Below are 24,193 nucleotides of genomic sequence, written 5' to 3'. Positions count from 1 at the left end.
CACGTGTGGTTCATCCGGCGATTCGGTTTTTGGACACGGTTGCCCGTAGGGTTGGGCCATGCGTGAGGCTTACCATGTCGAACTCGAACAGCTCGCCGACCACCTGGCCGCGATGTCGGTCCAGGTCGCCGACGCCATGGAGCGGGCCACGAGGGCACTGCTGGAGGTCGATCTCAGTCTCGCCGAGCAGGTGATCAGCGACGACGCCAAGGTCGACGACGCCCGCGCCCAGTGCGAGGAGCAGGCGTACGCCCTGCTGGCCCTGCAGGCGCCCGTGGCCACCGATCTGCGCACGGTGCTGGCGGCGATCCACGCCGCCGAAAGCCTGGAGCGGATGGGCGACCTGGCGCTGCACGTGGCGAAGGCCGCGCGGCGCCGCCACCCCGACCCCGTGCTGCCCGAGGCGGTGAAGCCGTACTTCACCGAGATGGGCGAGGTCGCGGTCAAGCTGGCCCGCCAGGTCGAGGCGGTCATCCACTCGAAGGACATCGAAGCGGCGAAGACGATCGAGTCCGACGACGACCAGGTCGACGACATCCACCGCCACCTGTTCACGGTCCTGATGGACCGCGAGTGGCCGCACGGCGTGGCCGCCGCGGTCGACGTGACGCTGCTGGGCCGCTTCTACGAGCGCTACGCCGACCACGCGGTGTCGGTCGCGAAGCGGATGATCTTCGTGGTCACCGGCAAGATGCCGGGCTACGGCTCCGACGACGACATCTGAGCAACCCTTCGAGAAGGCCCCTGACGCAGGTCAGGGGCTTTTTTCGTGGAGACCGATGAGTTCCGCGCGGCCGGTGTCTCTCAACGGGTGACAGCACACCCACGAAGGAGCCGGACATGCGCAAGGTCATCGCCTACGTCAACCTCACCCTCGACGGCCACCTGGCCGGCCCGGCGGGCGAGCTGGACTGGATGCTCCCCGACCCGGAGCTGAACATCGCGCTGTCGGACGAGCTGCGCGGCCGCGTCGACACGATCCTGACCGGGCGCGGCTTCCACGACGCGATCGAGCAGAACTTCCGCGCGCAGGCGACGGACCCGGCGAGCCCGGCCGAGCTGGCGGACTTCGCGACGTGGATGATCTCGACGCCGCAGGTGGTGTTCTCACGGTCGCTGGCGGAAGTGGCCGAGCCGCACCGGCTGGCGGGCGACGACCTCGCGGCGGAGGTGGCCGCGCTGAAGGCGTTGCCCGGCAAGGACATGGTGCTCTTCGGCGGGGTGTCGATCGTGCAGCAGTTCGTCGGCGCCGGGCTGGTGGACGAACACTGGATCAAGCTCTACCCGACGGCGATCGGCGCGGGGCAGCCGATGTTCACCGAGCGGCGGGAATTGCTTTTGCTGGAAAGCAAAACGTGGGAATCGGGAATCCTGACCCTGCGGTACACCCCGAAGCGGTGATCCACAAAGGACAAAAGGAAAGGCCTTTCTCGCCGACCCCGAGCACCGGCGAGAAAGGCCTTGTCCCCCAACGACGACTCAGCCGAAGCGGCCGGAAATGTAGTCTTCCGTGGCCTTTTCGTCCGGGTTGGAGAAGATCTTCTCCGTGTCGTTGAGCTCCACCAGCCGGCCCGGCTGCCCCACGCCGGCCAGGTTGAAGAACGCCGTCTGGTCGGAAACCCGCGCCGCCTGCTGCATGTTGTGCGTCACGATGACGATCGTGTAGTCCTTCTTCAGCTCACCGATCAGGTCCTCGATCGCGAGCGTCGAAATCGGGTCCAGCGCCGAGCACGGCTCGTCCATCAGCAGGACGTCCGGCTGGACCGCGATCGCGCGGGCGATGCACAGACGCTGCTGCTGACCACCCGACAGGCCGCCGCCCGGCTTGTTGAGCCGGTCCTTGACCTCGTTCCACAGGTTCGCGCCGCGCAGGGCGCGCTCGGCGATGTCGTCGAGGGTCTTCTTCCCCTTGGTGCCGCCCAGCTTCAGGCCCGCGACGACGTTGTCCTTGATGGACATCGTCGGGAACGGGTTGGGGCGCTGGAACACCATGCCGATCGTGCGGCGGACCTGGACCGGGTCGACCGCCGAGGCGTAGATGTTCTCGCCGTCCAGCAGGACGTCGCCCTCGACGCGGGCGCCGGGGATGACCTCGTGCATGCGGTTCAGCGTGCGGAGCACCGTCGACTTGCCGCAGCCCGACGGGCCGATGAACGCGGTGACGTTGCGCGGGGGCACGGACAGGGTGACACCGTCGACGGCGTGGAACTTGCCGTAGTAGATGTCGACGTCCTTGACGTCGATTCGCTTTGCCATGGCTTACAGCTCACTTCTTCTTCGGGGCGACAAGGCGCGCGAACACGGTGGCGAGGAGGTTGATGATCGCGATGATGAGCACCAGGGTCAGGGCCGCGCCCCAGATCCGGTCGAAGCCGACCGTGCCGGGGTCCATCGGGTTGCTGACGCGTTCGTTGTTCATCAGCAGGGGCAGCGCCGCCTGCTCGCCGCTGAAGATGTCCCAGTGCGTGTAGGCCGAGTAGCCGACCAGCACCAGCAGCGGTGCCGTCTCGCCCATCACGCGGGCCAGCGCCATCATGATGCCGCCGACGATGCCGGACAGCGCCGTCGGGAGGACGATCTTCATGATCGTCTTCCACTTCGGCACGCCCAGCGCGTACGACGCCTCGCGCAGGTCGTCCGGGACGATCCGCAGCATCTCCTCCGACGAGCGGACGACCACCGGGATCATCAGCAGCACCAGGGCCAGCGACACGGCGAAACCGCTGCGCGGCAGGCCGAGCGTGGTGACCCACAGCGCGTAGATGAACAGCGCGGCCACGATGGACGGCACACCGGAGAGGATGTCGACCATGAACGTGGTGGCCTTGGCGAGCTTGCCGCGGCCGTACTCGACGAGGTAGATCGCGACGAGCATGCCGATCGGCACGGCGATGATCGCGCAGACGAGGCCCTGCAGCAGGCTGCCGATGATCGCGTGCAGCACGCCGCCGCCGACCTCGTCGGACAGGACGTCGCCGAAGTCTTCGCTCCACCAGTTGCTGTACGGGATGCGCTTGACGCCGTTCGCGATCACCGTGTACAGCACCCACACCAGCGGGACGACGGCGACCAGGAACGAGAGCCAGACCAGCGTGGTCGCCAGGCCGTTCTTGACCTTGCGACCCATGCTGACCTGCTGGAACGCCGGCGTTGTCGCGGGCGCTTCGAGCGTGGACGTGGTCATGTCAGTCCACCTTCTTCCCGATGACCGAACGCGCGGCGAAGTTGACGAGGAACGTGAGCACGAACAGCACGAGACCGGCCGCGATGTACGCGCCCGCCGACGTCTCGTTGTTGAACTCGCTGTAGTTCGCGGCGATCTTCGACGCGAACGTCGACCCGCCGTCGAAGAGGCTCCAGTCGAAGTTCTTCCCCTGCGGGATGAGCAGGATGACGGCGAGGGCGATCGTCTCGCCCAGCGCGCGGCCGAGGCCGAGCATCGACGCGCCGATGTAGCCGGCCTTGCCGAACGGCAGCACCGTCGTGCGGATGACTTCCCAGCGCGTCGCGCCGAGCGCCAGCGCGCCCTCGATGTGCGGGGTCGGCGTCCGCTCGAACACCTCGCGCGAGAGCGACGTGATGATCGGCAGGATCATCACGGCGAGCACGATGCCGGCGGTGAAGATCGTGCCGCGCACGCTCGGCGAGACGTTGCCGGGCGCCAGCAGCGGGAACCACGAGAACGTGTCGTTGATCCACTGGGAGAACGGCTCGATCGCCGGGGCGAACACGAGGATGCCCCAGAGGCCGAAGATGATCGAGGGGACCGCGGCGAGCAGGTCGATGACGTAGGCGAACGGCCGCGAGAGGCGGGCGGGCGCGTACTGCGTCAGGAACAGCGCGATGCCCAGGGAAATCGGCATCGCGATGATCAGCGCCACGAGCGACGTCGCCACCGTGACCTCGAGGAGGTCGAGGATGCCGAACGACATGTTCGCGGGGTCGTTGGTCGACCAGCCGTGGTTGGTGAGGAAGTTCGCCTTGTTGGCCTGCAGCGCCGGGATCGCCTGGATGAGCAGGAAGATCCCGATCAGGCCGATCAGGGCGACGACGAAGATCCCGGCCCCGGTGGTCAGGTTCTGGAAGATGCGGTCACCGGGCCGCACCTTCTTCGGTTTTTCGCTCGCGGGCGGCTCGGGCGCCGCCGGCGGTGCTGCTTGCTCCGAAATCGGGACCTCCGGGGGCGTCGTGGCGGACGACGAACGCCCACCGGGGTCGCCGGTGGGCGTTCGCGTCGAGGATGACTCGCTCATCAGGACTGCTGACCAGCCTCTATCACTCGGATGTCAGTCGCAACGGGCGTTCAGGAGATCGCCTTGACCGCGGCCAGGACCTTGGTCTGCAGCGACTGCGGGATCGGCACGTAGCCCTTGGCGGACAGCGGCTGCTGGCCTTCGGTGGCGGCCACCGTCAGGAACGCCTTGACGGCCTTCGCGACGTCGGCGTTCGCGTACTTCGAGCAGACGATCTCGTAGGTCGTCAGCAGCAGCGGGTAGGCACCCGGGGTGTTGCTGGCGTAGATGCCGTTGAGGTCGAGCGCGAGGTCGTTCGAGCCGTCCTTGAGGAACTTGGCCGAGTCGAGGGACTTCGCCACGTTCGCCGCGTTGAGCTCGACGCCGCCGGAGCCGCTGTCGATGAGGGCCGGGGTCAGGCCGTCCTTGGCGAACGCGCCCTCGACGTAGGTGATGGCGCCGTCGGCGGCCTTCACCGCGGTCGCGACACCGTTGGAGCCCTGCGCACCGTTGCCGACGCCACCGTTGAACTTCTTGCCGGCACCCTTGGTCCAGTCGGCCTTCGCCGCCGCGCCCAGGTACTTCTGGAAGTTGTCGGTGGTGCCCGACTCGTCGGCGCGGGAGACGACCTGGATGGCCTTGTCGGGCAGGTTGGCGCTCTCGTTGCCCTTGACCGCCTTGATGGCCGGGTCGTTCCACTTGGTGATGCCACCGCTGAAGATCTTCGCGATGACCGACGGGGTCAGCGTCAGCTTGTCCACACCGGACAGCTTGTAGGCGACGGCCACCGGGCCGACGACCATCGGGATGTTCCAGGCGTCGCTCGCGCAGCGCTTGTTGGCGGCTTCGAGGTCCGCGCCGGTGACCGGCGAGTCCGAGCCGCCGAAGTCGATCTGGTTGGCGTTGAACTGCTTGACGCCCGCGCCCGAACCGCTCGGGTTGTAGTTCACCTGCTGGCCGGAGCACTTCTTGCCGTACTGCTGCGTGAAGATGTCGATGGCGTTCTTCTGCGCCGACGAACCTTCCGCGGAGAGCGGGCTCTTGCCACCGCACTCCACGTCGGCGGTGCCGGTGGCAGCGGGCGCCGAAGCCGAGTTCGAGCCACTGCTGTTGGACGCCGCGGGGTCGGAACCACAGGCGGCGAGCACGAGGGCGGCGCTCGCGACGATGCCCACCGCGCTCAGGGGCCGCATGATCTTCACTGCTGTTTCCTCCATCAGGAGCTTGACCGGGTCGCCGCGGCGTGCTGCCGCGCCGGATCCGGACATTAGGCAGCCACGGTGGACGGTCCCCCCTGTCCAGGTGAACGAAAAGTGAACAAGGCTGTCGATGTGAGCAGGGCTACTAGTCCGAAAGAGTGCCGTGTCCCGCCCGTGACCTGGGCGTTCGCACACTGTGACGGTTTGTTGGCACGGCGTTTGTAACGCTCACCGACCGTATTGGACGTCGGTCTCGTGCCGCGCGAACCCGAGTTTGGTGTAGACGGCGAGCGCCGGCGCGTTGTCGCCCTCGACGTACAGGATGATCTGGCTCAGCCCCCGGCCCGCGAGGTACCGCAGCCCGGCGAGGGTCAGCGCCCGCCCGAGCCCGCCGCCCTGCGCCGCGGGGTCGACGCCGACGACGTAGACCTCGCCGACGCGCTCGCCGCCGAACCGGCCCGGCGTGGCCTCGTGGACCTTCGTCCAGTGGAAGCCGATGACCTGTCCGTCCTCTTCGGCGAGGAAGAAGCCGTCGGCGTCGAACCAGGGGCGCGCCTCGTCGGCACGGATGTCGTCGGCGGTCAGCGCGCCCTGCTCGGGGTGCCAGTCGAAGGCCAGCGCGTTGACCCGGACGACGGCGTCCTCGTCCTGGCCCGGCACGAACGTCCGCAGCGAGACGCCGTCACGCAGCCGCGGCTCCGGCCAGTCCGCGCCCTCGACGTCCGTGTGCAGGATGAGCAGCTCGCGCTTGCGCTCGAAGCCGGTCTTCAGCGCCAGCTTGCGCGCTGCCGGGTGGTCGCCGTGCGCCCAGATGCGGAACCCGACCGCGGCGCGCTCGTCGACGGCCTGAAGCAGCTTCGCGCCGTAGCCGCGATCGCGGTGGGCGGGGTGCACGAACAGCTCGGCGACCTGGTGCCCGAACGAGTCGCCGGTGGTGTCGAGGTGGGCGTAGCCGACGACCTCGCCCTCGACGCAGGCGACGAGGTGCTCGCCGCCGTCGAACTCACCGGGCAGCGCCCCCTCGGGTTCGACCTCGGGCCGCCCGTCGGCGTCGCGGACGGCCAGCAGCAGCCCGCGGACGTCGTCGAGCTGCTTGTCGTCCAGTTCCTGGCGCCACTCGCCGTCTCCAGTCACCCTGCGACCGTACCCGCGCGGGAGGCAACGCGAAGGCTGTCAACGCGTCCTGGTGAACGTGGGGACGTCAGCGCGCGAGTTCGGGGGCCTCGACGGGCGCCTCGGCCTGAGCGGGCACGCCCGGCCGCACGCCGCCCTTGGCGGGCCGCTCGAACTTGTAGCCGACGTTGCGCACGGTGCCGATCATCTGCTCGTGCTCGGGGCCGAGCTTGGCGCGCAGCCGCCGGACGTGCACGTCGACCGTGCGCGTGCCGCCGAAGAAGTCGTAGCCCCAGACCTCCTGCAGCAGCTGGGCGCGGGTGAACACCCGGCCGGCGTGCTGCGCGAGGTACTTGAGCAGCTCGAACTCCTTGTAGGTGAGCTCGAGGGTGCGCTTGCGCAGGCGGGCGGTGTAGGTCGCCTCGTCGATGACCAGCTCGCCGACGCGCAGCTCGGCGTCGACCTGCTGGGAACCGCCGTCGCGGGTCGTCACCAGCCGCAGCCGCGCGTCGACCTCGGCGGGGCCAGCGGTGGGCAGCAGGATGTCGTCGGTGCGCCATTCGGCGCTGACGGCGACGAGCCCGCCCTCGCCGACGACGGCGATGATGGGGGTCGCTGCCTCGTCTTCGCCGGTGCCCTTGAGCAGCCGGCAGAGGCTCTTCGCCGAGGCCAGGTCGCTGCGGGCGTCGAGGAGGATCACGTCGCGGTGGCCCGCGTCGAGCAGGGCGGTCACTTCGGGAGCGCGGACGCGTACGGTGTGCGGCAGCAGGTCCAGCGCGGGCAGCACCGAAGTGGCGTCGGCTTCCGCAGTCAGTACCAGAAGGTCCAGGCTCATGAGCCGCACCGCCTCCACAATCGTCGCCGCACGTCGGCGTTGGTCGGTGCTAAGTGAGAATAGCGGCTGAACGGCCGGGCACCTAACCCTTGCTGGATCGATCACACCTGGAGAAATCCCCGGTGTCCCCGACGAACAGGAGTACGGACGCGATGGTGAGCAGGCCCGTGACCCGGGACGACCGACCCGCACCGAGGCCGGACGCGCGGCGCCGCGGGCGCCGGGCCCGCCGCTGGGTGATCGCGCTCGTCGTCCTGGTCTTGCTGCTGGTCGGCGCCGATTTCGGGGCTGCGGCGTACGCCGAGCACATGATCTCCCAGAAGGCGCGCACGCAGCTGCAGCTGACCGACGACCCGTCGGTGACGATCCACGGCTTCCCGTTCCTCACGCAGGCCCTGGGCGGTGACTACAGTCACATCAGCGTCTCCGCCGCCGGCGTGCCGGTCGCCGACAAGCTCCAGGACGTCGCGGTCAACGCCGAGCTCGAGGACGTCACCGCGCCGCTGTCGGACATCACGAACGGCAACACCAAGGCGATCACGATCGGCAAGCTGACCGGCGCGGTGACCATCAAGGCCGCCGACCTCGCGCGCCTCTCGCCGCTGGACAAGATCAAGGACCTGCGGATCGAGCCGTCGACCTCCGAGTACGTCCAGAACGGCGACAGCGGGCAGAGCGAGCCGACGCCGACCACGACGACCACCGAGGGCCAGGCCGACCAGGACGAGTCGAGCACCGGTGTCCGCATTTCGGGACACCTTCAGTTCGCGGGCAAGGATCTGGAAATCTTCTGCTTCGCGATGATCGAGGCCGACGCGAAGGGCGGGACGATCGACTTCGTCCCCAAGCGGCTGCAGTTCGGGAATGACCAGGAGACCACGGTCGTTCCCCAGGCGGTGCAGAACGCGCTGATGCCGAACTTCAAGGCGTCGATCAACACGAAGGACCTGCCGCTGTCGGTCACCCCGACCGGCGTGCGGGTGCAGAGCGGATCGGTGACGATCAAGGGCGAAGCGACGAACGTGTCCTTCGCGGACTTGAGCAAGTAGGGAGCGGTGCGGTGACGGGGCTGTGGGTGCTCGTGGCGGTGCTGGTGGCGGCCACGGCCGTCGGCCTGCTGCTGCGGGCGCGCAACGGCCGGGTGCGAAACGCCAAGCCCGTGCGTGATCTGCCCGGCCCCGTCACCGACGTGCTCGACCCGGCGTCCGCCGTGACGCTGGTCCAGATCTCCACCACCTTCTGCGCGCCTTGCCGGCACGCGAAGGCCGTGCTCGGGCCGCTGGCCGAGCGGACGGACGGCCTGCACCACGTCGAACTCGACGTCACGAACCAGCCGGAGGTCGCGCAGTCGCTGTCCGTGCTGCGGACGCCGACCACGATCGCGCTGACCCCCGACGGCCGGGAGCTGCTGCGCGTCGGCGGCGTCCCGAAGGGCCCCGAACTGCTGGCCGCGCTGCGGCCGCATCTCACGACCCGGACGGCTTGACCGGGGATTGTCCCGGCTGCTGGGAATCGTCCCAAGGTATGAACGTGGTTCCCACCCTGAGAGAGCTCTGGGTACCCTCGCACCCGTGACCGGGCTGACCACCTTCTTGACGCAGCGACGCGCAGTCGACCTCTGCCGCGTCCGCAGCAGCCTGTGTCGCGCTTCCTCCGACCGGCGCTGAACCACGCCCGGAACCAGCCAGCCCCGAAGCCGCTGAAGCGTGCCGTTCGCACGCACCCCCTCTGCTCCAGCTGGAGGAACCATGTCCGCCGGACCGGCCGTCGACCCGCGAGGCCCGCGGTTCGCCGCCATCCTGACCACGATCGTGCTGGCGATCGTCCTGGTCACCCAGTGGTGGCCGCTGCTGGCGATCCAGACCGTCGTGTTCGCCATCGGCGCGTTCGTCGGGCTCAAGCCGGCGCCTTACTCGATCGTGTACCGCACGCTCGTGGCCCCGCGCCTCGGCCCGACGTCCGAGCGTGAGGACGCGGCGCCGCTGCGGTTCGCCCAGGCCGTCGGGTTCGTGTTCGCACTGGCCGGCACGATCGGGTTCGCCCTCGACATCACCCCGCTCGGCATCGTCGCCACGGCCTTCGCGCTGTTCGCGGCCTTCCTCAACGCAGCTTTCGACTTCTGCCTCGGCTGCGAAATGTTCTTGCTGATCAAGCGCTTCAGTCCCGCCCGCGCGTCGTCCTGAAGTCCAACCCAGAAAGAGAGTCCGTTTCCCATGAGCCGTGAAGACGTCCTGGTCACCACCCAGTGGGCCGAGGAGAACCTGGACACCCCCGGCGTCGTGTTCGCCGAGGTCGACGAGGACACCACCGCCTACGACGCCGGCCACATCCGGGGCGCGGTGAAGTTCGACTGGCGCAACGACCTGCAGGACGGGGTGCGCCGCGACTTCGTCTCCAAGGAGGGCTTCGAGAAGCTCCTGTCGGAGAAGGGCATTTCGAACGACGACCTCGTCGTCCTCTACGGCGGCAACAACAACTGGTTCGCGGCGTACGCCTACTGGTACTTCAAGCTGTACGGCCACGACAAGGTCAAGCTGCTCGACGGCGGCCGCAAGAAGTGGGAGCTCGACGGCCGCGAGCTGAACTCGGACGAGGTCAAGCGCGACACGACCCAGTACAAGGCGCAGGACCAGGACCTCTCGCTGCGCGCGTTCCGCGACGAGGTCGTCCAGTCGATCGGCTCGAAGAACTTCGTCGACGTCCGTTCGCCGGACGAGTTCTCCGGCAAGCTGCTCGCCCCGGCGCACCTGCCGCAGGAGCAGTCCCAGGTTCCCGGCCACATCCCCGGCGCGCTGAACGTGCCGTGGGCGAAGGTCGCCAACGAGGACGGCACCTTCAAGACCGAGGAAGAGATCAAGGAGCTCTACAAGGACGAGGGCATCGACGAGGGCAAGGGCACCATCGCCTACTGCCGCATCGGTGAGCGCTCCTCCATCGCCTGGTTCGCGCTGCACGAGCTGCTGGGCTACGAGGACGTCAAGAACTACGACGGTTCGTGGACGGAATACGGCTCGCTGGTCGGCGTGCCGGTCGAGTTGGGAGCCAAGTGATGGCGGTAGACGACAGCTGCGGCGCACCGGTCCAGGAGGCCACGCCGGCGGACTTCGACACCCGCGGCCAGGTGGTCCTGGCCGGCAAGGTGACCGGCGCGGACGGCCCGGTCGGCGGCGCGTTCGTCCGCCTGCTGGACGGCGGCGGCGACTTCACCGGCGAGGTGGTCTCCTCGGCCGATGGCGACTTCCGCTTCTACGCGGCGCCGGGTGAGTGGACGGTCCGCGCCCTGCACCGCACGGGCAACGGCGAGGCTTCGGTCACGGCGGACGGCCCTGGCCTGCACCAGCTGGCCATCTCGGTCGGCTGACGTTCGTCCTCCGGGAGGGCACCTTCACTTCGGTGGAGGTGCCCTCCGTGGCGTTTCCGGCCGGGTGACTGTGCTCACCGTGACGACCCTGCGCGGGGCCGGACGCGGGACGGCGGACTAAGCTGCCAGCCGTGGAAGCCTTGTTTACGACCCTCCTGGTGCTGGCGGGCGTCGCGATCACCTGGTTCGCCGTCTACGTCGTTTACCGGCTGTACGCGGACCAGCGCTGACCCATGACCGCCAGCGGCGACGAAGCCATCGCGGCAGCGGAGGCCCGTGCGGAGAGCACCCGCACGCGCAACCTCCCGCTGTGGGACGACCTGCCCATCCCGAACGACACCGCGAACCTGCGTGAGGGCCCGAACCTCAACGACGCCTGTCTCGCCCTGCTGCCGCTCGTCGGCGTCTGGCGCGGGGAGGGCGAGGTCGACTACCCGACCATCGACGGCCCCCGCAAGTTCGCGCAGCAGCTGACGATCTCCCACGACGGCCGCCCCTTCCTGATCCACGAGGCCCGTGCCTGGCTGCTGGACGACGACGGCAACGTCATCCGCCCGGCCGCCCGCGAGTCCGGGTTCTGGCGGCCGCAGGAGGACGACACGATCGAGCTGCTGCTCACCCACAACACCGGCATCGTCGAGCTGTACTACGGCAAGCCGCGCAACCAGACGTCCTGGGAGCTCGGCACCGACGCGGTGATCCGCACGGCCACGGCCAAGGACGTCACCGCGGCCCAGCGGCTGTACGGCCTGATCGAAGGCTCCCTCGGCTACGTCGAGGAACGCGCGATGGTGGGCCAGGAGATGCAGCCGCACTCCTCGGCCCTGCTGCGCCGCGTCGTCGGCTGACGCCGTGCGCTGGCGGCCGTGTGGCGCGGACGCCGCCCTGCTCGACTGCGACTCCCTGGAGCAGATGCGGGCGGCCCACGCGACCGTTCTCGCCGCCCGCCCGGCCGACGTCGTCGACCTCGTGCCCGGCGCCCGCAGCCTCCTGGTCGTCGGGGGTGTCGCAGCGGTGCGAGCGCTCCTGGACGACGCCGATCTGACGCACCCGCCCGCCGGCGAGCCGCGCGAAGTGACCCTCGACGTCCGCTACGACGGCGAGGACCTTTCCCTGGTCGCGTCGGATGCCGGGATCTCCACCGATGCCGTCGTCGAGCTGCACACCGAAGCCGTCTACACGGTCGCGTTCACCGGTTTCGCGCCCGGCTTCGGCTACCTGACCGGGCTTCCGTCCCAGCTTCAGCAGCCGCGGCTGGAGTCCCCTCGCACCCGCGTCCCGGCCGGTTCGGTGGGGCTGGCGGGCGAGTTCACCGGCGTCTACCCGCGTGAATCGCCAGGTGGCTGGCGACTGCTCGGCCACACGTCGGCGACGCTGTTCGACCCGCACGCCGACCCGCCCGCGCTGTTCGCGCCGGGCGACCGCGTCCGCTTCCGGCGCGTCCGGTGAGGTCCCTCGAAGTGCTCGACCCCGGGCGGTACGCGCTGGTCGAGGACCTGGGCCGGCCCGGCTACGCGCACCTCGGGGTCGCGCCGTCCGGCGCGCTGGACACCGCGTCGCTGCAGCTGGCGAACCGGCTGGTCGGCAACGCTCCGGCGGCCGCGGGCATCGAAGCGCTGCTTGGCGGTCTTTCGGCCCGGCTCACGGCGTCCGCGACGATCGCGGTGACCGGCCCGGCGGTCGAAGTCGCCGTCGACGGCCGCCCGTTCGGCTCCCACGTCCCGGTGCCGGTGCGGGCCGGCCAGACGCTGACCGTCGGCACGCCGTCGGCCGGGCTGCGCTGCTACCTGGCGGTCTCCGGCGGGATCGCCGTCGAGGAGGCGCTGGGCAGCCGCTCCCGCGACGTCCTGTCGGGCATCGGGCCCGAACCGCTGAAGAGCGGTGACGTGCTGCCCCTCGGTTCGGTCACCGGCATTCCGGCGGGCGCGGACGTCGTCGTCCCGGCGCCGGCGCCGGCCGAGCTGGTGGTGCCGGTGACGCTCGGCCCGCGTGACGACTGGCTCGACGACCCGGCACGCGGCCTCTCCGCGTGGTGGACCGTCACGGCGGAGTCCAACCGCGTCGGCCTGCGCCTCGACGGGACGCCGCTGCGCCGCGCGAGCGACGGCGAGCTGCCCAGCGAAGGCGTTGTCACGGGTGCGATCCAGGTGCCGCCGAGCGGGCTGCCGGTGGTGTTCCTCGCCGACCACCCGACGACCGGCGGCTACCCCGTCGCGGCAGTCGTGCGGCCCGCCGCGCTGGGCGCGCTCGCCCAGGCCCGGCCGGGCACGCGGGTGCGGTTCCGCCCGACCTGAGCGCGGAGCCTTTCACGTGAAAGCTCCGCGCTTGTGAGTCCTGTACCGCCAGGCGGGTGAGACCCGGATCACGCCGTGCACCCGTCCGCGTGAGGGCTGGAACCATGTCGCGCCGCCACCCGTCCTGATAAGCGTGGAACAGGTGACGATCAGCGGTGGCACGGGTTTCCTCGACGTGAACGCGCGGACGCGGGCGGAGCTGCCCCAGTCGCTGCGGATCGCGCTGGCCACCGGTCAGCTGCGCCGCCCGCTCGCCACCACGCTCGGCCCGGTCCTCGACCTGCTCGTCGACGGCGACTACCGCGTGAGCGGGCCGGAACGGCTGCCGGAAGACCAGCTGCTGACGCCGACCGACACCTGGCCGCCGTCCGATGAGTCCCGCGTCGGCTACTACCGGACCGCCATCCGCACCGGCCACCGCCCGGTCGCGGTCGTGCTGGCCGACGGCGAGCGCGAGCTGATCCTCGACGGCCACCACAAGATCGCCGCCTACCGCGCCGAAGAGGTCGCCCCCGCCGTCGTCCGGATCCGCCTCGGTCAGGCGTACTCGGCCTCGTAGGCCGCCACGAGCTCGGCGTACACCGCCGACGAGTCCGGCAGCCGCTCGCCGTCCAGCGTGTGCACGCGGGTCAGCTTCCGCACGCTCGACGCCATGAACACGCCGTCGCCCTCGACGAGGTCGCGCACGGTCAGCGGCTCCACCTTGACCGCCCAGCCTGCCTTCTCGGCGCCGCGGAACAGCGCGGCCTGGGTCGTGCCCGGCAGGATGCCGATGCTCGACGGCGGCGTGTAGAGCGTCCGCCCCTTCGCGAGCACCACGGTCGACGTCGGCCCTTCGAAGATCGAACCGTCGGCGGCGGTGAAAATCACATCATCGGCGCCGCGGCGGCCGGCTTCGCGCACGGCCGCCATGTTCATGGCGTAGGACAACGGCTTCGCGCCGAGCAGCAGCCAGGGCGCGCGCTCGGCGAGGTCCGGCGGGAAGCCGCGTTCGAGGGTGATCGCGGCGACACCTTCGGCGCGGGCCTTCAAGATCGACGCGGGCACCTCGGAGCCGAGGGCGAACCCGGTCGGGACGGCGGCCGGATCGCCGTCGGATCCCCTGGTGTACACCAGTTTCAGCGTCATTTCGCGGCCGCCGGTCCAGCTCTCGAGCACCTGCGCGACGACCCGTTCCCACGCGGCGAGGTCGGGCTCGGGGAGGTCCAGCATGGCCGCCGAACGGGCCAGCCGCTCGAGGTGCGGGCGCAGTTCACGGGCCTGGCCGTCGACGACCAGGATCGTCTCGAAGACGCCGTCGCCGCGCAGCAGACCGAGGTCGTCGACCTTGATCTGGGCGATGTCGGGGTCGGCCGGGGTTCCGTCGAGGAGGACGAGCACGCGCATGCCGACACGGTACTCACCTAGGCTGGGCGGTATGCCGTACCGCTCGCCGCTGCTGGACGTGCCCGGATCGATCCCCGCCCCCGACGACCACCCCGAAGCCGGCGTCCCCTGGCACTGGGGAGACCCCTTCGCGGAGCAGCGCACGGCCTCGCGCAGCGCGGTCGTGATCGACCGCTCGCACCGCGAATTCCTCGCCGTCAGCGGCGAAGAACGGTTGTCGTGGTTGCACCTGGTCATCTCGCAGCACGTGACCGAACTCGCCGAAGGCTCGGGCACCGAGGCGCTGGTGCTGGACAGCCAGGGCCGCGTCGAAACGCACATGGTGGTCGCGCACCTCGACGGCACCGTCTACCTCGACACCGACCCCGGTACGAGCGTCACCAGCGCGCTGCCGAAGGGCGGCCCCCAGACGCTGCGCGAATACCTCGAAGCGATGAAGTTCTGGTCCAAGGTGGACATCCGCGACGCGACCGGCGAGCTCGCGCTGCTCACCGTGCTCGGCCCGGACGCCGAGCGCGTGCTGAGCGCGGTCGGCGCCGAGGTCGGCCCGGAACCGTACGCGGTCGCGGCGCTGCCCGGCGGCGGCTTCGCGCGGCGGATGCCGTGGCCCGGCCGGTGGAGCGTCGACCTGGCGGTCCCGCGTGCGTCGCTGGTGGACTGGTGGAAGAAGCTCACCGACGCGGGTGCCCGCGCGGCCGGCAGCTGGGTGTTCGACGCCCTGCGCGTCGAGTCGCTGCGGCCACGGCTCGGCGTCGACACCGACGACCGCACGATCCCGCACGAGGTGGGCTGGGTCGGCTCGGCCGCGCACGTCGCCAAGGGCTGCTACCGCGGCCAGGAGACGGTGTCGAAGGTCCACAACGTGGGACGCCCGCCGCGCAACCTCCTCCTGCTGCACCTCGACGGTTCGCCCGAGGTCACGCCGGAAACCGGCGACCCGGTGCTGCTCGACGGCCGGACCGTCGGCCGGATCGGCACGGTCATCCAGCACCACGAGCTCGGCCCGATCGCGTTGGCGCTGGTCAAGCGGTCCACCCCGGTGGGCGCGGAGCTGCTGACCGGCTCGGAGGACAACCTCGTCCAGGCGGCGATCGACCCCGATTCCGTCCCTTCGGAGCAGCCCGCACCCGGCCGTGCGGCGGCGGCGCAACTTCGTGGTTGAACCAAAGCCCCTGACGGCGAGATCACGCTCAACCGGGATAAACTGCGCTGTGATCGAAGTGCGGCCCGGCGGCAGGCGGCGGATCGACCGCGTGCTCGGCCCGGGGTACCTCAGCGGCCTGGGTGAACTGCCGCTGAAGGTGCTGCGCGAGCGGCGCGACGAAGCCGCGCAGGAAGAGACGGACCTGTCCTACCTGCGCCGTCTCCTGCACGCCCGGATCGACATCGTCCGCGCCGAGCAGGCCCGGCGCAGCTCCGGCGGCGAGTCGAGCATCGTCGACCAGCTGGCCACGATCCTCGCCGACAACGCGCTGGGCCCGGCCGCGGGCTCCGGGCGTCACCAGCAGCTCGAGCCGTCCCGCGCCGGCGAGCACCGGCGGCACGCCGAGGCCCTGATCGGCGACACCGACTTCACCGACGTCGAGTCCCTGACGGACGAGAAGCTCGCCTCCGCTTTGGACACCTACGCCAGCGAAGAGCTGTCGGTTTCGTCCTTCCGCCGTGAGGTCCAAGGCGTGATGGACGCGCTCAACGCGGAAATCGCGAAGCGCTACCAGCAGGGTTCGGCCACTGTGGACGAGCTGCTGGAGAGCGAAGGCGGGCACGGCGAGTGACGAACCCCGTCCTCGCGGAAGTCGTCCGGTCCGGTTTCGTCGAGAGCGTCCACCGCGGCGCGCTCGTGATCACCGGCCCCGAAGGCGACCCGCGCGTGGCCCTCGGCGACGTGACTTCGCCGGTCTTCCCGCGTTCGTCCAACAAGCCGTTGCAGGCGGTCGGCATGCTGCGGTCCGGACTGGACTTCACGGGCGAGGAGCTGGCGCTGGCGTGCGCGTCGCACTCCGGCGAGCCGGGGCACGTGAAGCGGGTGCTCGAGCTGCTCGACGCGGCCGGGCTCGGCGAAGACGACCTGGCCTGCCCGCCCGACTTCCCGCTGCACGTCCCGAGCATGCGCGACGCCGCCGAGCCGCGGCGCGTGATGATGAACTGCTCCGGCAAGCACACGGCGATGCTGACGACCTGCGTCCGCGCCGGCTGGCCGACGTCCGGGTACGAGTCCCCGGACCACCCGCTGCAGCAGGCGCTCGCGGCGGTCGTTTCCGAGCTGACGGGCGAGCCGATCGCCCACACGGGTGTCGACGGCTGCGGCGCGCCGCTCTTCGCGTTCTCGCTGACGGGGCTGGCCCGCTCGTTCGGCCGGGTCGCGTCCGCTCCTTCGGGTCCCCTGTCCGAGGTCGCCTCGGCGATGCGCGCGCACCCGTGGCTGGTGGCGGGGACGGGCCGCGAGGACACGGAGCTGATGTCCGCCGTGGACGGTCTGGTGGCCAAGGGCGGCGCGGAGGGCGTCCACGCGTTCGCGCTCCCGGACGGGTTCGCGGTGGCGATGAAGATCGACGACGGCAACAAGCGGGCCTGCGCACCCCTGGCGGTCGAGGCGCTGCGGTACTTGGGCGCGGACGTCTCGGGGCTCGGCGATCTGGCCCGCGGCGCGGTGCTCGGTGGCGGGCGCCCGGTCGGCGAGGTGCGGGTGCCCGAGCTGCGCTGAGCAGGCCCCGTTTTCCACGCTACCGGTGGGCACCGACAGTTCCGGGGACGGACGGCGGCGCCCGGGCTAGTTCGAGCGTTCCTTCGCCGCGAGGTCGCCCCAGAACTCGCGCAGGTCGGAGAACAGCTCGGCGAGCTCCTCGACGTTGCCCGAGCGCAGCGCGTCCAGGATGTCGTGGACCTCGTCCGCGGTGTTGTCGGACTCCAGGATCGGGTCCGCGAACAGCTGCACGAGCCCGCCGTAGTCGAGCTCGACCACCGAGTCCGCGTGGAAGTTGTCCAGCCACCGCCGCGTCTCGAACAGCACGCGGCCGGGTCCGGAGTCGCCGAACGTCTGCTCCAGCAGCTCGCCCGCCTCGCGCGCCCGGTGCTGCGCGTCGGCGAGGGTGGTCCGCCAGGACAGCTCCCGCTTCGGGTCGTCGCGGCCGCTGCCGAGCACCAGCCGACGCTCGTCCGGGTCGACCAGCACGAACCACGGCAGCGGGACGGTCCACGTCGTCGACAGCGTGTGCGCCGCCGACGTGCTCAGGTCCGCCATCGCCGACTTCGTCCGCGCGCGGATCGTCTCCTGCGTGAAGCCACCCTCGTCGAGGACGACGTTCTTCAGCGCCGGGTGCGCGTCCCCGATGAACGTGACCAGCGCGGCGGCCGAGCGGGCCCGCAGCTCGAGCGGGCAGACGAACGGCCCCTGCCCGGCCCGGCCGTCCGGGATGTCTTCGGGCGAGAGCACCAAGACGTCGGTCAACAGGCTCGGTGCGGGACGCCCGTCGGCGAGCTCGGCGGGCAGCAGCCGCCGCGGCGCGGCGACCTGTGACTTGAACCACATGGCCTGCTCGCGCGTGCCCGCGTCCGTCCGCCGCAGCTTGGCCGCCGCGACGGCCGCGCGCAGCCGTTCGTCCGGCGGCTCGCCCAGGGCGAGCAGGGGTTCGTACACCCGCAAGTAGGCCGCGAAGGGACGGAGCACGAGTAGATCGTGGCACGCCTACCTGCGCCGATCGTCACCGACCGGCCGGTAACCGGTGTCCGCCGGACACTGTCACCACCGGCACACCGTGCCACGTCGCATCGAACCCCCCGGACACGGTACGGTGTGAGCAGGAAAGAATTGTCGAGACGATGCGGGGCCGCCGATTCCCCCGGCCGCCCCGCCCCTGTGCGAGGGGGTCGAGCCATGGGGCGCGGCCGGGCTAAGGCCAAGCAGACGAAGGTGGCGCGCGAGCTCAAGTACAGCTCGCACGAGACCGACTTCGATGCTTTGCAGCGCGAGCTGTCGAGTAACTCCTCCAGCGGTCATTACGAGGAGTCCGACAGCGAAGATCAAGACCCGTACGACGACGGGTACGACGAGTACCGTCGTTGAGCACGCGTAACCGCGCGAGGGCGAGCCGGGCACAACCTGGTCACCGCCCTCGCGCGCTGCGTGCTGCCCAAGAACGGGCCTGCGAAGCGATGAAGGAGTGAGCCGGTGGTAAGTCGGGTTGGAGTCGTCGGGGCGGGCCTCATGGGGTCCGGCATCGCCGAGGTGCACGCCCGGTCCGGGTTGGACGTCGTGGTCACCGAGGTGAACCAGCCGGCGCTCGACGCGGGCAAGGCCCGCATCGAGAAGTCGCTGCAGCGCGGCGTCAAGAACGGCAAGCTCACCCCCGAAGACGCCGACGCGGCGCTGGGCAGGCTCCGCTTCACGACGGACATCGCCGAGTTCGCCGACCGCGAACTGGTCATCGAGGCGATCCTCGAGCAGGAGCAGGCGAAGGTCGACGTCTTCCGCCAGCTGGACAAGATCGTCGAGGCGGAGGACGCGTTGTTCGCGTCCAACACGTCGTCGATCCCGATCATGAAGCTGGGCATGGCGACGAGCCGGCCGCAGCAGGTGGTCGGCATCCACTTCTTCAACCCGGTGCCGGTGCTGCCGCTGGTGGAGCTGGTCCCGTCGCTGCTGACGAGCGACGAGACGGCCCGCCGAGCGGAAGAGCACGCGACGACGGCCCTGGGCAAGACGGTCATCCGCTCCCAGGACCGCGCGGGGTTCATCGTGAACTCGCTGCTGGTGCCGTACCTGCTCTCGGCGATCCGCATGATCGAGTCGGGCTTCGCCTCGGCGGAGGACATCGACCGCGGCATGGAGCTGGGCACGGCGCACCCGATGGGCCCGCTGAGGTTGTCGGACCTGATCGGCCTGGACACGATCAAGGCCATCGCGGACTCGATGTACGCGGAGTTCAAGGAGCCGCTGTACTCGTCGCCGCCGCTGCTGCTGCGCATGGTGGACGCGGGCCTGCTGGGCAAGAAGACCGGCCGGGGCTTCTACTCCTACGGCTGATCGAACTCCACGGGCGCGTCAAAGGCGGCCCGCCTGCTGGCGCGCCGCAAAACGGCAAGGACGGCCGGCCCGAGCAGCACGATCGCAACCGCGTTGGTGATCGCCCGGCCGGTGTCCCAGCCGAGCGTCGAGGTGAGGATCGTGAACGCCGCGAACCGGTGCAGGTTGTCGAGCAGCGGCGCGCCGGGCACGAACGCGAGCTGCGTGCTGGTGCCGGCGAGGAACGGCCACGACCACAGGCTCATCAGGAGCCCGAAGAAGTAGGCCGCGAAGACGCCGTACGCGACGAGCATGGCGATTTCGCCTTTGCCGCGCGGTTTGCGTGGCAGCAGGCCGGCACCGAGCCCGATGAGTGAAGACGCAAGCATCTGGAACGGCAGCCACGGTCCAACGCCGGCGGTGAGCAGCGCGCTGGTGAACAGCGACGTCGAGCCCAGGACGAAGCCGAACCCGGGTCCGAAGACGCGTCCGGCGAGGACGAGCAGGAAGAAGACCAGCTCGATGCCCCCGGTGCCGGCGCCGAGTGGCCGCAGCCCGGCGTTGACGGCCGAGAGCACGCCGAGCAGGGCGAGGGCTTTGGCATCGATGCCACCGCGGGACAGTTCGGCGAGGACGACCAGGATCAGCACCGGCAGGGTCGCCATGAAGACGAAGGGCGCATCGGCGGTGTGCGCGGCCGCGGCGGGTTGCGGGTGGGCGAAGAGGGGCCAGCAGAACATGGCGAGGCCGAGGATGGTGGCCGTGGCGAGGACCAGCGCGGGCTGGAGGGTGACGCGGACCGCGCGGGTCGGCGGGCCGAGGAAGTCAGTCATGCCGCGACCTCCAGGCGGCGACGCGAGCTGAGGGCACCGCCGGGCGCACCGAACTCACGCCCGCTGACGCGTGGCTCGCCGCCTCGGCCCGCACCGCGGGGCGCGCCGAGGCGCCGAGCAACCGGCCGGGCCGCCGCTCGCCGCGGGCTTTGGCTTCCGGTCGAAGGAACCAGGCCATCGCCGCCGGGCGCACCCAGGCGCGAACCGCGCACTCGCTCGCCGCGACCTTGGCTTCCGGCCGACGAAACCAGCAAGGCGCCAAGCCGGCGACCGTGCCACCGCCCGCCGCCGACCTCGGCCCCCCGCCGACCCAACCAGCAAGGCACCACCGAGCGCGCCCAGGCACCAAGCCTCCGGCCGGCCCATCGCTCGCCGCGGACCTTGGCCCCCCGCCGACCAAACCACCAAGGCACCGCCGTGCGCGCCAGGCACCAAGCCGCCAGCCGAGCCACCGCCCGCCGCAAACCTTGACTTCCAGCCGACCGAACCACCAAGACACCGAGCGCGCCCAGGCACCAAGCCACCAGCCGGCCCATCGCTCGCCGCCGACCTTGGCCCCCCGCCCGCCCCCGCCCCGCCCCTCCGCCTCCTCCGACCTCATGCCAGCGCCTCGGCGACCTCGTCGACCGTCAACCACTTCTCCGGCGCCAGGATCTTCGCCACCTGTGGCGCGAACGCCGGTGAGGCGACGATCACCTCCTTCGTCGGGCCGTCCGCCACCACCTCGCCCTCGGCCATCACCACCACGCGGCTCGCCACCGTCGCCACGAACTCGACGTCGTGGGTGGCCAGCACTACCGCGTGACCCTGCGAGGCCAGCTCTCGCAGGGTCGCCGCGAAGCGCCGCTTTGCGTGGTAGTCCAGGCCGCGCGTGGGCTCGTCCAAGAGCACGACCGGCGGGGCCGACGCCAGCTGGACCGCCAGCACCAACGCCAGTCGCTGCCCTTCGGACAGGTCGCCGGGGTGCGCTTCACCGGCGATCCCGGGGGCGAGCCGGTCCAGCAGGGCCCTGGCCGTTCCCGCCGGTACCTCGGACTCCGTGTCGGCCTGTGCGCACTCGGCGTCGACCGAATCGAGGTACAGCAGGTCGGCCGGGGTCTGCGGGACCAGCCCCACGCGCTGACGGGCCGCTCGTGGCTTGAGCGATGCCGGGTCCGCGCCGCCGACGTCGACCTTCCCCGCCGACCTCGGGCCGCTGCCCTGCACCGCCCAGAGAAGCGACGACTTGCCGGAGCCGTTGCGTCCCATCAGCGCGACTACTTCCCCCTGCCCGACGCGCAGGTCCACCCCACGCACCGCCAGGACATCCCCGTATCGGACCACCACCTCTCTCACGTCCAGTGCCGAACCGGTGACCGAGAGAGTACGACCCACCACCGACAATTTCTGAAGCCGCGATCGCAACGGCCCCGCGACCCGCCGCGCGTCCCGGACCGACAACGGCAGCGGTGACCAGCCCGCGAGCCGGCCCAGCTCGGCGATCGGCGGGGCGATCGACGACGTCGCCAGGATCTCCGCGGGTGGTCCCGAGCGCACCGAACCGTCGCCCGGCAGGTACAACAGGCGGTCCGCGTACTGCGCCACCCGCTCCATCCGGTGCTCCGCGACGACCACCGTCGTCCCGAGGTCGTGCACCAGCCGCGTGATCGCCGCCAGCACGTCCTCGGCCGCCGTCGGGTCCAGCGCCGACGTCGGCTCGTCGAGCACGACGACCGACGGGTGCGCCGTCAGCACCGAGCCGATTGCCACGCGCTGCTGCTGCCCGCCCGACAGAGTCCGAAGTGGACGGTTGCGCAGGTCCGCGATCCCCAGCAGGTCAAGGGTTTCCTCGACGCGCTTGCGCATGACGTCCGGCGCCACCGCGAGCTGCTCCATCGCGTACGCCAGTTCCTCCTCGACGGTGTCCGTGACGAACCCGGCGAGCGGGTCCTGCCCGACCACCCCGACGACCGAAGCCAGGTCACGCGGCGGGAACGACGCCGTGTCGCGCCCGTCGACCAGCACCCGCCCGGCCAGCCGGCCACCCGTGAAGTGCGGGACGAGCCCGTTGATCGCGCCGAGGAACGTCGACTTGCCGGCTCCGGTCGGGCCCGCGACCAGGCACAGCTCACCCTCCTCGACCTGCAGGGACACGTCCGAAAGCACCGGCCGCGCCGCGTCCGGGTAGGTCACCGTGACCCGCGAGAACTCGATCACCGGACCACCGCCGGCGGAGGCGGCGCCACGAACGCGGGCAGCGCCGCGACGAGCAGGGAAACCACGTGCACCAGGGAAACCTCCGGCCACCGCAACGGGCTCAACGACGGGTACAGGTTCGCCGGATCGACCTGGGCGAAAACGAAGAGGGAAACGCACGACCCGACGCCGGCCAGCACGACCAGCGTCTCCGGGAACCGCCACGGGTCCGGCCGGTACGCCGTCCGCCGCACGCGCCGCCCGCCGACGACGAACCCCACGACCGCCACCGCCAGGCCAAGGACCAGCAGCGGCACCCCGGGCCACGACGACGTCCCGTCGAGCACGCCGTAGACGCCGACGCACACGCCGAGCAGTCCGAGCAGCACGCAGGCGGCGATCAGCACCCGCACGCCGGGGCTCAGGTACGCGCGGCGCCCGTAGCCCCGGGAGTCCATCGCGGCCGCCAGCCGCAGCGCCCGGTCCATCGCGTCCTCCAGCACCGGCACCACGATGCCCTTGACCGCCCGCAGCCCGCGAGTCCGGCCCGCCCGCAGCCGCCGCGCCCGCCGCACGCGCTGGACGCTCTCGACGAGCTGCGGCGCGACCGTCAGGGCGACCGTGACCGCCGTGCCCACTTCGTACAGCGCCCCCGGGACCGCCTTGAGCAGGCGTTTCGGGTTGGCCAGCGCGTTCGCCGCGCCGACGCAGACGACCATCGTGGCCAGCCGCAAGCCGTCGTAGAACCCGCCGAGCAACGCTTCCGCCGACGTCGGCCCGAGCAGGGACAACCCGGCCGTCAGGGGGATCCGCGGCAGCGCCAGCAGGACGTGCCCGCCGTCTTCGCCGCCGACCAGGAGCCGGAACAGCACGCGCGACGCGACGATCAGCGCGCCGACGTACGCGTAGAGCCGGAACGCCAGCGCCCAAGGCGCGTCACTGCGCCGGTTCGCGACGACGAACCCCGCGACGGCGATGATCAGGCCGAGCAGCAGCGGGTTCGTCGTCCGGCTGGCGGCGACGGCCAGCGCGAGCGCCCAGACCCACCAGGCGCCGGGGTGCAGCGCCCTACTGACCACGGCGACGCCGGCGCGACGCGACGAACACACCCGCGCCGGCGAGCAGCAGGATCACGACGCCGCCGATCACGAAACCCCACGGGAAGGTGACGTCGCCGGCCTGGGAAACGTCCGGGGCGGCCGTCGCGGCCTGGCGCACCGGGGCGACGCGAGGCGGGGCAGGCAGGTCGTTCGCCGACTTCGGCCGCGCGAACGCCCAGCCCTCGAAGCCACCGGCCACCGGCTTCGACGTCTGCGCGCCCTCCTGGCTCGACTCCCAGGCCCCGCCCGCCGAAGCGTGCCAGTAGCTCCAGTACGCCGTGGCCGACGGCATCCCCGCGCACGACTCGACGTCGGGCCCCGGCTTGCCGTCGATCCGGCAGGCCACGGCGAGGCCGTACTTCTGCGAGCCGGCGACGTCGATCCCGGCCTCCTGCAGGGCGGCGATGCCGTTCGCGGGCGTGCCGGGGGCGCAGCGGATCAGCGGCTGCGGGCCCAGGTCGCCGAAGTCGACGACCACCGTCACGCCGGCACCTTCGGCGCACGCCCCATCGGCAGCCGAGGCGGGCGCGGCGCCCGCGAAGGAGGCGCCCAGCAGCAGGGCGCAGACGGCGGACAAGCGGGCGAAACGTGCGGCGATCATGCGAGAACCTTAACCAGCGGCGGACGCGGTTCCGGCGCGACGAGCACCACACCTAGACTGCG

28 protein-coding genes are annotated in these 24,193 nt (G+C 70.9%); 16 read left to right on the top strand and 12 right to left on the bottom strand.

Annotated features, from left to right (window positions below; genetic code table 11):
- Positions 1 to 58 precede the first annotated feature (58 nt).
- Together phoU and ACIQWX_RS07570 are read left to right on the top strand one after the other, a co-directional pair.
- Complete coding sequence (phoU, locus tag ACIQWX_RS07575) at positions 59 to 724, top strand: phosphate signaling complex protein PhoU (RefSeq protein ID WP_400866977.1); 666 nt, start codon at positions 59 to 61, stop codon at positions 722 to 724.
- Between the two features lie 116 nt (positions 725 to 840).
- Entirely contained in the window at positions 841 to 1,401 is a 561-nt protein-coding gene (locus tag ACIQWX_RS07570) for a dihydrofolate reductase family protein (RefSeq protein ID WP_400866974.1), read from the top strand.
- 78 nt (positions 1,402 to 1,479) lie between these two features.
- On the opposite strand, the gene pstB is transcribed toward ACIQWX_RS07570, so the two are convergent.
- From pstB to ACIQWX_RS07540, 6 genes are all read right to left on the bottom strand, one after another.
- Positions 1,480 to 2,256 carry a phosphate ABC transporter ATP-binding protein PstB gene (pstB, locus tag ACIQWX_RS07565; RefSeq protein ID WP_103337881.1) on the bottom strand — a complete coding sequence of 259 codons (777 nt, stop codon included), beginning with the start codon at positions 2,254 to 2,256 and terminating at the stop codon, positions 1,480 to 1,482.
- Positions 2,257 to 2,266: 10 nt separating this feature from the next.
- Positions 2,267 to 3,184 carry a phosphate ABC transporter permease PstA gene (gene pstA / locus ACIQWX_RS07560; RefSeq protein ID WP_400866969.1) on the bottom strand — a complete coding sequence of 306 codons (918 nt, stop codon included), beginning with the start codon at positions 3,182 to 3,184 and terminating at the stop codon, positions 2,267 to 2,269.
- Position 3,185: 1 nt separating this feature from the next.
- Positions 3,186 to 4,106, bottom strand: a complete 921-nt coding sequence (gene pstC, locus ACIQWX_RS07555; RefSeq protein WP_400869444.1) for a phosphate ABC transporter permease subunit PstC — start codon at positions 4,104 to 4,106, stop codon at positions 3,186 to 3,188.
- 197 nt (positions 4,107 to 4,303) lie between these two features.
- Positions 4,304 to 5,434, bottom strand: a complete 1,131-nt coding sequence (gene pstS / locus ACIQWX_RS07550) for a phosphate ABC transporter substrate-binding protein PstS (protein WP_400866966.1) — start codon at positions 5,432 to 5,434, stop codon at positions 4,304 to 4,306.
- Positions 5,435 to 5,659: 225 nt separating this feature from the next.
- The gene (mshD, locus tag ACIQWX_RS07545) at positions 5,660 to 6,565 is read right to left on the bottom strand and encodes a mycothiol synthase (RefSeq protein ID WP_400866963.1); all 906 of its coding nucleotides are present in this window, start codon (positions 6,563 to 6,565) and stop codon (positions 5,660 to 5,662) included.
- Positions 6,566 to 6,632: 67 nt separating this feature from the next.
- On the bottom strand, positions 6,633 to 7,379 hold the full coding sequence (locus tag ACIQWX_RS07540; RefSeq protein WP_400866960.1) for a winged-helix domain-containing protein: 747 nt from the start codon (positions 7,377 to 7,379) through the stop codon (positions 6,633 to 6,635).
- A gap of 152 nt (positions 7,380 to 7,531) precedes the next feature.
- On the opposite strand from ACIQWX_RS07540, the gene ACIQWX_RS07535 reads away from it, so the two are divergent.
- The 9 genes from ACIQWX_RS07535 (at position 7,532) to ACIQWX_RS07495 (ending at position 13,593) form a co-directional block, all read left to right on the top strand.
- The gene (locus ACIQWX_RS07535; protein WP_400866957.1) at positions 7,532 to 8,428 is read left to right on the top strand and encodes a DUF2993 domain-containing protein; all 897 of its coding nucleotides are present in this window, start codon (positions 7,532 to 7,534) and stop codon (positions 8,426 to 8,428) included.
- Between the two features lie 11 nt (positions 8,429 to 8,439).
- On the top strand, positions 8,440 to 8,865 hold the full coding sequence (locus ACIQWX_RS07530) for a TlpA family protein disulfide reductase (RefSeq protein WP_400866954.1): 426 nt from the start codon (positions 8,440 to 8,442) through the stop codon (positions 8,863 to 8,865).
- 262 nt (positions 8,866 to 9,127) lie between these two features.
- Positions 9,128 to 9,562, top strand: a complete 435-nt coding sequence (locus ACIQWX_RS07525) for a DUF4395 domain-containing protein (RefSeq protein ID WP_400866951.1) — start codon at positions 9,128 to 9,130, stop codon at positions 9,560 to 9,562.
- Between the two features lie 30 nt (positions 9,563 to 9,592).
- Positions 9,593 to 10,429: a sulfurtransferase gene (locus tag ACIQWX_RS07520; RefSeq protein WP_400866948.1), complete on the top strand. Its 837-nt coding sequence runs from the start codon at positions 9,593 to 9,595 to the stop codon at positions 10,427 to 10,429.
- Positions 10,429 to 10,740: a DUF1416 domain-containing protein gene (locus tag ACIQWX_RS07515; protein ID WP_400866945.1), complete on the top strand. Its 312-nt coding sequence runs from the start codon at positions 10,429 to 10,431 to the stop codon at positions 10,738 to 10,740. The genes ACIQWX_RS07520 and ACIQWX_RS07515 overlap by 1 nt, the downstream gene beginning before the upstream one ends.
- Positions 10,741 to 10,973: 233 nt before the next feature.
- A complete protein-coding gene (locus ACIQWX_RS07510; protein ID WP_372671748.1) occupies positions 10,974 to 11,588 on the top strand; it encodes an FABP family protein in 615 nt (204 codons plus the stop codon).
- 4 nt (positions 11,589 to 11,592) lie between these two features.
- Positions 11,593 to 12,189: an allophanate hydrolase subunit 1 gene (locus ACIQWX_RS07505; RefSeq protein WP_400866941.1), complete on the top strand. Its 597-nt coding sequence runs from the start codon at positions 11,593 to 11,595 to the stop codon at positions 12,187 to 12,189.
- The gene (locus tag ACIQWX_RS07500; protein WP_400866938.1) at positions 12,186 to 13,034 is read left to right on the top strand and encodes a biotin-dependent carboxyltransferase family protein; all 849 of its coding nucleotides are present in this window, start codon (positions 12,186 to 12,188) and stop codon (positions 13,032 to 13,034) included. Before ACIQWX_RS07505 ends, ACIQWX_RS07500 begins: the two co-directional genes overlap by 4 nt.
- Positions 13,035 to 13,167: 133 nt before the next feature.
- On the top strand, positions 13,168 to 13,593 hold the full coding sequence (locus tag ACIQWX_RS07495) for a hypothetical protein (protein ID WP_400866935.1): 426 nt from the start codon (positions 13,168 to 13,170) through the stop codon (positions 13,591 to 13,593).
- Here the strand turns inward: ACIQWX_RS07495 and ACIQWX_RS07490 are convergent.
- On the bottom strand, positions 13,572 to 14,420 hold the full coding sequence (locus tag ACIQWX_RS07490) for an aminodeoxychorismate lyase (RefSeq protein WP_400866932.1): 849 nt from the start codon (positions 14,418 to 14,420) through the stop codon (positions 13,572 to 13,574). The genes ACIQWX_RS07495 and ACIQWX_RS07490 overlap by 22 nt on opposite strands.
- A gap of 31 nt (positions 14,421 to 14,451) precedes the next feature.
- On the opposite strand from ACIQWX_RS07490, the gene ACIQWX_RS07485 reads away from it, so the two are divergent.
- From ACIQWX_RS07485 to ACIQWX_RS07475, 3 genes are read left to right on the top strand one after another with little or no spacing between them, the layout of a single operon-like run.
- Complete coding sequence (locus tag ACIQWX_RS07485) at positions 14,452 to 15,582, top strand: YgfZ/GcvT domain-containing protein (protein WP_400866930.1); 1,131 nt, start codon at positions 14,452 to 14,454, stop codon at positions 15,580 to 15,582.
- A 49-nt stretch (positions 15,583 to 15,631) separates the two neighbouring features.
- Positions 15,632 to 16,195: an aerial mycelium formation protein gene (locus tag ACIQWX_RS07480; protein ID WP_400866927.1), complete on the top strand. Its 564-nt coding sequence runs from the start codon at positions 15,632 to 15,634 to the stop codon at positions 16,193 to 16,195.
- A complete protein-coding gene (locus ACIQWX_RS07475) occupies positions 16,192 to 17,124 on the top strand; it encodes an asparaginase (protein WP_400866924.1) in 933 nt (310 codons plus the stop codon). The genes ACIQWX_RS07480 and ACIQWX_RS07475 overlap by 4 nt, the downstream gene beginning before the upstream one ends.
- 66 nt (positions 17,125 to 17,190) lie before the next feature.
- Here ACIQWX_RS07475 and ACIQWX_RS07470 read toward each other — a convergent pair whose 3' ends face one another.
- Positions 17,191 to 18,087: a hypothetical protein gene (locus ACIQWX_RS07470; RefSeq protein WP_400866921.1), complete on the bottom strand. Its 897-nt coding sequence runs from the start codon at positions 18,085 to 18,087 to the stop codon at positions 17,191 to 17,193.
- Between the two features lie 207 nt (positions 18,088 to 18,294).
- On the opposite strand from ACIQWX_RS07470, the gene ACIQWX_RS07465 reads away from it, so the two are divergent.
- Entirely contained in the window at positions 18,295 to 18,483 is a 189-nt protein-coding gene (locus ACIQWX_RS07465) for a DUF3073 domain-containing protein (protein ID WP_160698812.1), read from the top strand.
- 105 nt (positions 18,484 to 18,588) lie between these two features.
- On the top strand, positions 18,589 to 19,443 hold the full coding sequence (locus tag ACIQWX_RS07460; RefSeq protein ID WP_400866918.1) for a 3-hydroxybutyryl-CoA dehydrogenase: 855 nt from the start codon (positions 18,589 to 18,591) through the stop codon (positions 19,441 to 19,443).
- On the opposite strand, the gene ACIQWX_RS07455 is transcribed toward ACIQWX_RS07460, so the two are convergent.
- The 4 genes from ACIQWX_RS07455 to ACIQWX_RS07440 form a co-directional block, all read right to left on the bottom strand.
- Positions 19,434 to 20,255 carry an ECF transporter S component gene (locus ACIQWX_RS07455; RefSeq protein ID WP_400866916.1) on the bottom strand — a complete coding sequence of 274 codons (822 nt, stop codon included), beginning with the start codon at positions 20,253 to 20,255 and terminating at the stop codon, positions 19,434 to 19,436. The two genes, ACIQWX_RS07460 and ACIQWX_RS07455, sit on opposite strands and share 10 nt — an antisense overlap.
- Positions 20,256 to 20,852: 597 nt before the next feature.
- On the bottom strand, positions 20,853 to 22,451 hold the full coding sequence (locus ACIQWX_RS07450) for an ABC transporter ATP-binding protein (protein WP_400866914.1): 1,599 nt from the start codon (positions 22,449 to 22,451) through the stop codon (positions 20,853 to 20,855).
- A complete protein-coding gene (locus ACIQWX_RS07445) occupies positions 22,448 to 23,509 on the bottom strand; it encodes a CbiQ family ECF transporter T component (RefSeq protein ID WP_400866911.1) in 1,062 nt (353 codons plus the stop codon). The genes ACIQWX_RS07450 and ACIQWX_RS07445 overlap by 4 nt, the downstream gene beginning before the upstream one ends.
- Positions 23,499 to 24,131, bottom strand: a complete 633-nt coding sequence (locus ACIQWX_RS07440) for a hypothetical protein (protein ID WP_400866908.1) — start codon at positions 24,129 to 24,131, stop codon at positions 23,499 to 23,501. The genes ACIQWX_RS07445 and ACIQWX_RS07440 overlap by 11 nt, the downstream gene beginning before the upstream one ends.
- Between the last annotated feature and the right edge of the window lie 62 nt (positions 24,132 to 24,193).

This window comes from Amycolatopsis sp. NPDC098790, assembly GCF_044759945.1.
Lineage (GTDB): Bacteria > Actinomycetota > Actinomycetes > Mycobacteriales > Pseudonocardiaceae > Amycolatopsis.
The sequence above is the reverse complement of the archived record's forward strand: the minus strand, read 5'-3'. Positions and strand labels throughout refer to the sequence as shown.

What these genes read in the sequence shown, in the direction of transcription:
- ACIQWX_RS07465 (WP_160698812.1), top strand. Translation starts at nt 18,295, where the DNA reads ATGGGGCGCGGCCGGGCTAAGGCCAAGCAGACGAAGGTGGCGCGCGAG.
- ACIQWX_RS07510 (WP_372671748.1), top strand. Translation starts at nt 10,974, where the DNA reads ATGACCGCCAGCGGCGACGAAGCCATCGCGGCAGCGGAGGCCCGTGCG.
- ACIQWX_RS07440 (WP_400866908.1), bottom strand. Translation starts at nt 24,131, where the DNA reads ATGATCGCCGCACGTTTCGCCCGCTTGTCCGCCGTCTGCGCCCTGCTG.
- pstA (WP_400866969.1), bottom strand. Translation starts at nt 3,184, where the DNA reads ATGACCACGTCCACGCTCGAAGCGCCCGCGACAACGCCGGCGTTCCAG.
- ACIQWX_RS07515 (WP_400866945.1), top strand. Translation starts at nt 10,429, where the DNA reads ATGGCGGTAGACGACAGCTGCGGCGCACCGGTCCAGGAGGCCACGCCG.
- ACIQWX_RS07455 (WP_400866916.1), bottom strand. Translation starts at nt 20,255, where the DNA reads ATGACTGACTTCCTCGGCCCGCCGACCCGCGCGGTCCGCGTCACCCTC.
- ACIQWX_RS07485 (WP_400866930.1), top strand. Translation starts at nt 14,452, where the DNA reads ATGCCGTACCGCTCGCCGCTGCTGGACGTGCCCGGATCGATCCCCGCC.
- phoU (WP_400866977.1), top strand. Translation starts at nt 59, where the DNA reads ATGCGTGAGGCTTACCATGTCGAACTCGAACAGCTCGCCGACCACCTG.
- ACIQWX_RS07520 (WP_400866948.1), top strand. Translation starts at nt 9,593, where the DNA reads ATGAGCCGTGAAGACGTCCTGGTCACCACCCAGTGGGCCGAGGAGAAC.
- pstB (WP_103337881.1), bottom strand. Translation starts at nt 2,256, where the DNA reads ATGGCAAAGCGAATCGACGTCAAGGACGTCGACATCTACTACGGCAAG.
- ACIQWX_RS07570 (WP_400866974.1), top strand. Translation starts at nt 841, where the DNA reads ATGCGCAAGGTCATCGCCTACGTCAACCTCACCCTCGACGGCCACCTG.
- ACIQWX_RS07490 (WP_400866932.1), bottom strand. Translation starts at nt 14,420, where the DNA reads ATGCGCGTGCTCGTCCTCCTCGACGGAACCCCGGCCGACCCCGACATC.
- ACIQWX_RS07525 (WP_400866951.1), top strand. Translation starts at nt 9,128, where the DNA reads ATGTCCGCCGGACCGGCCGTCGACCCGCGAGGCCCGCGGTTCGCCGCC.
- ACIQWX_RS07535 (WP_400866957.1), top strand. Translation starts at nt 7,532, where the DNA reads ATGGTGAGCAGGCCCGTGACCCGGGACGACCGACCCGCACCGAGGCCG.
- ACIQWX_RS07540 (WP_400866960.1), bottom strand. Translation starts at nt 7,379, where the DNA reads ATGAGCCTGGACCTTCTGGTACTGACTGCGGAAGCCGACGCCACTTCG.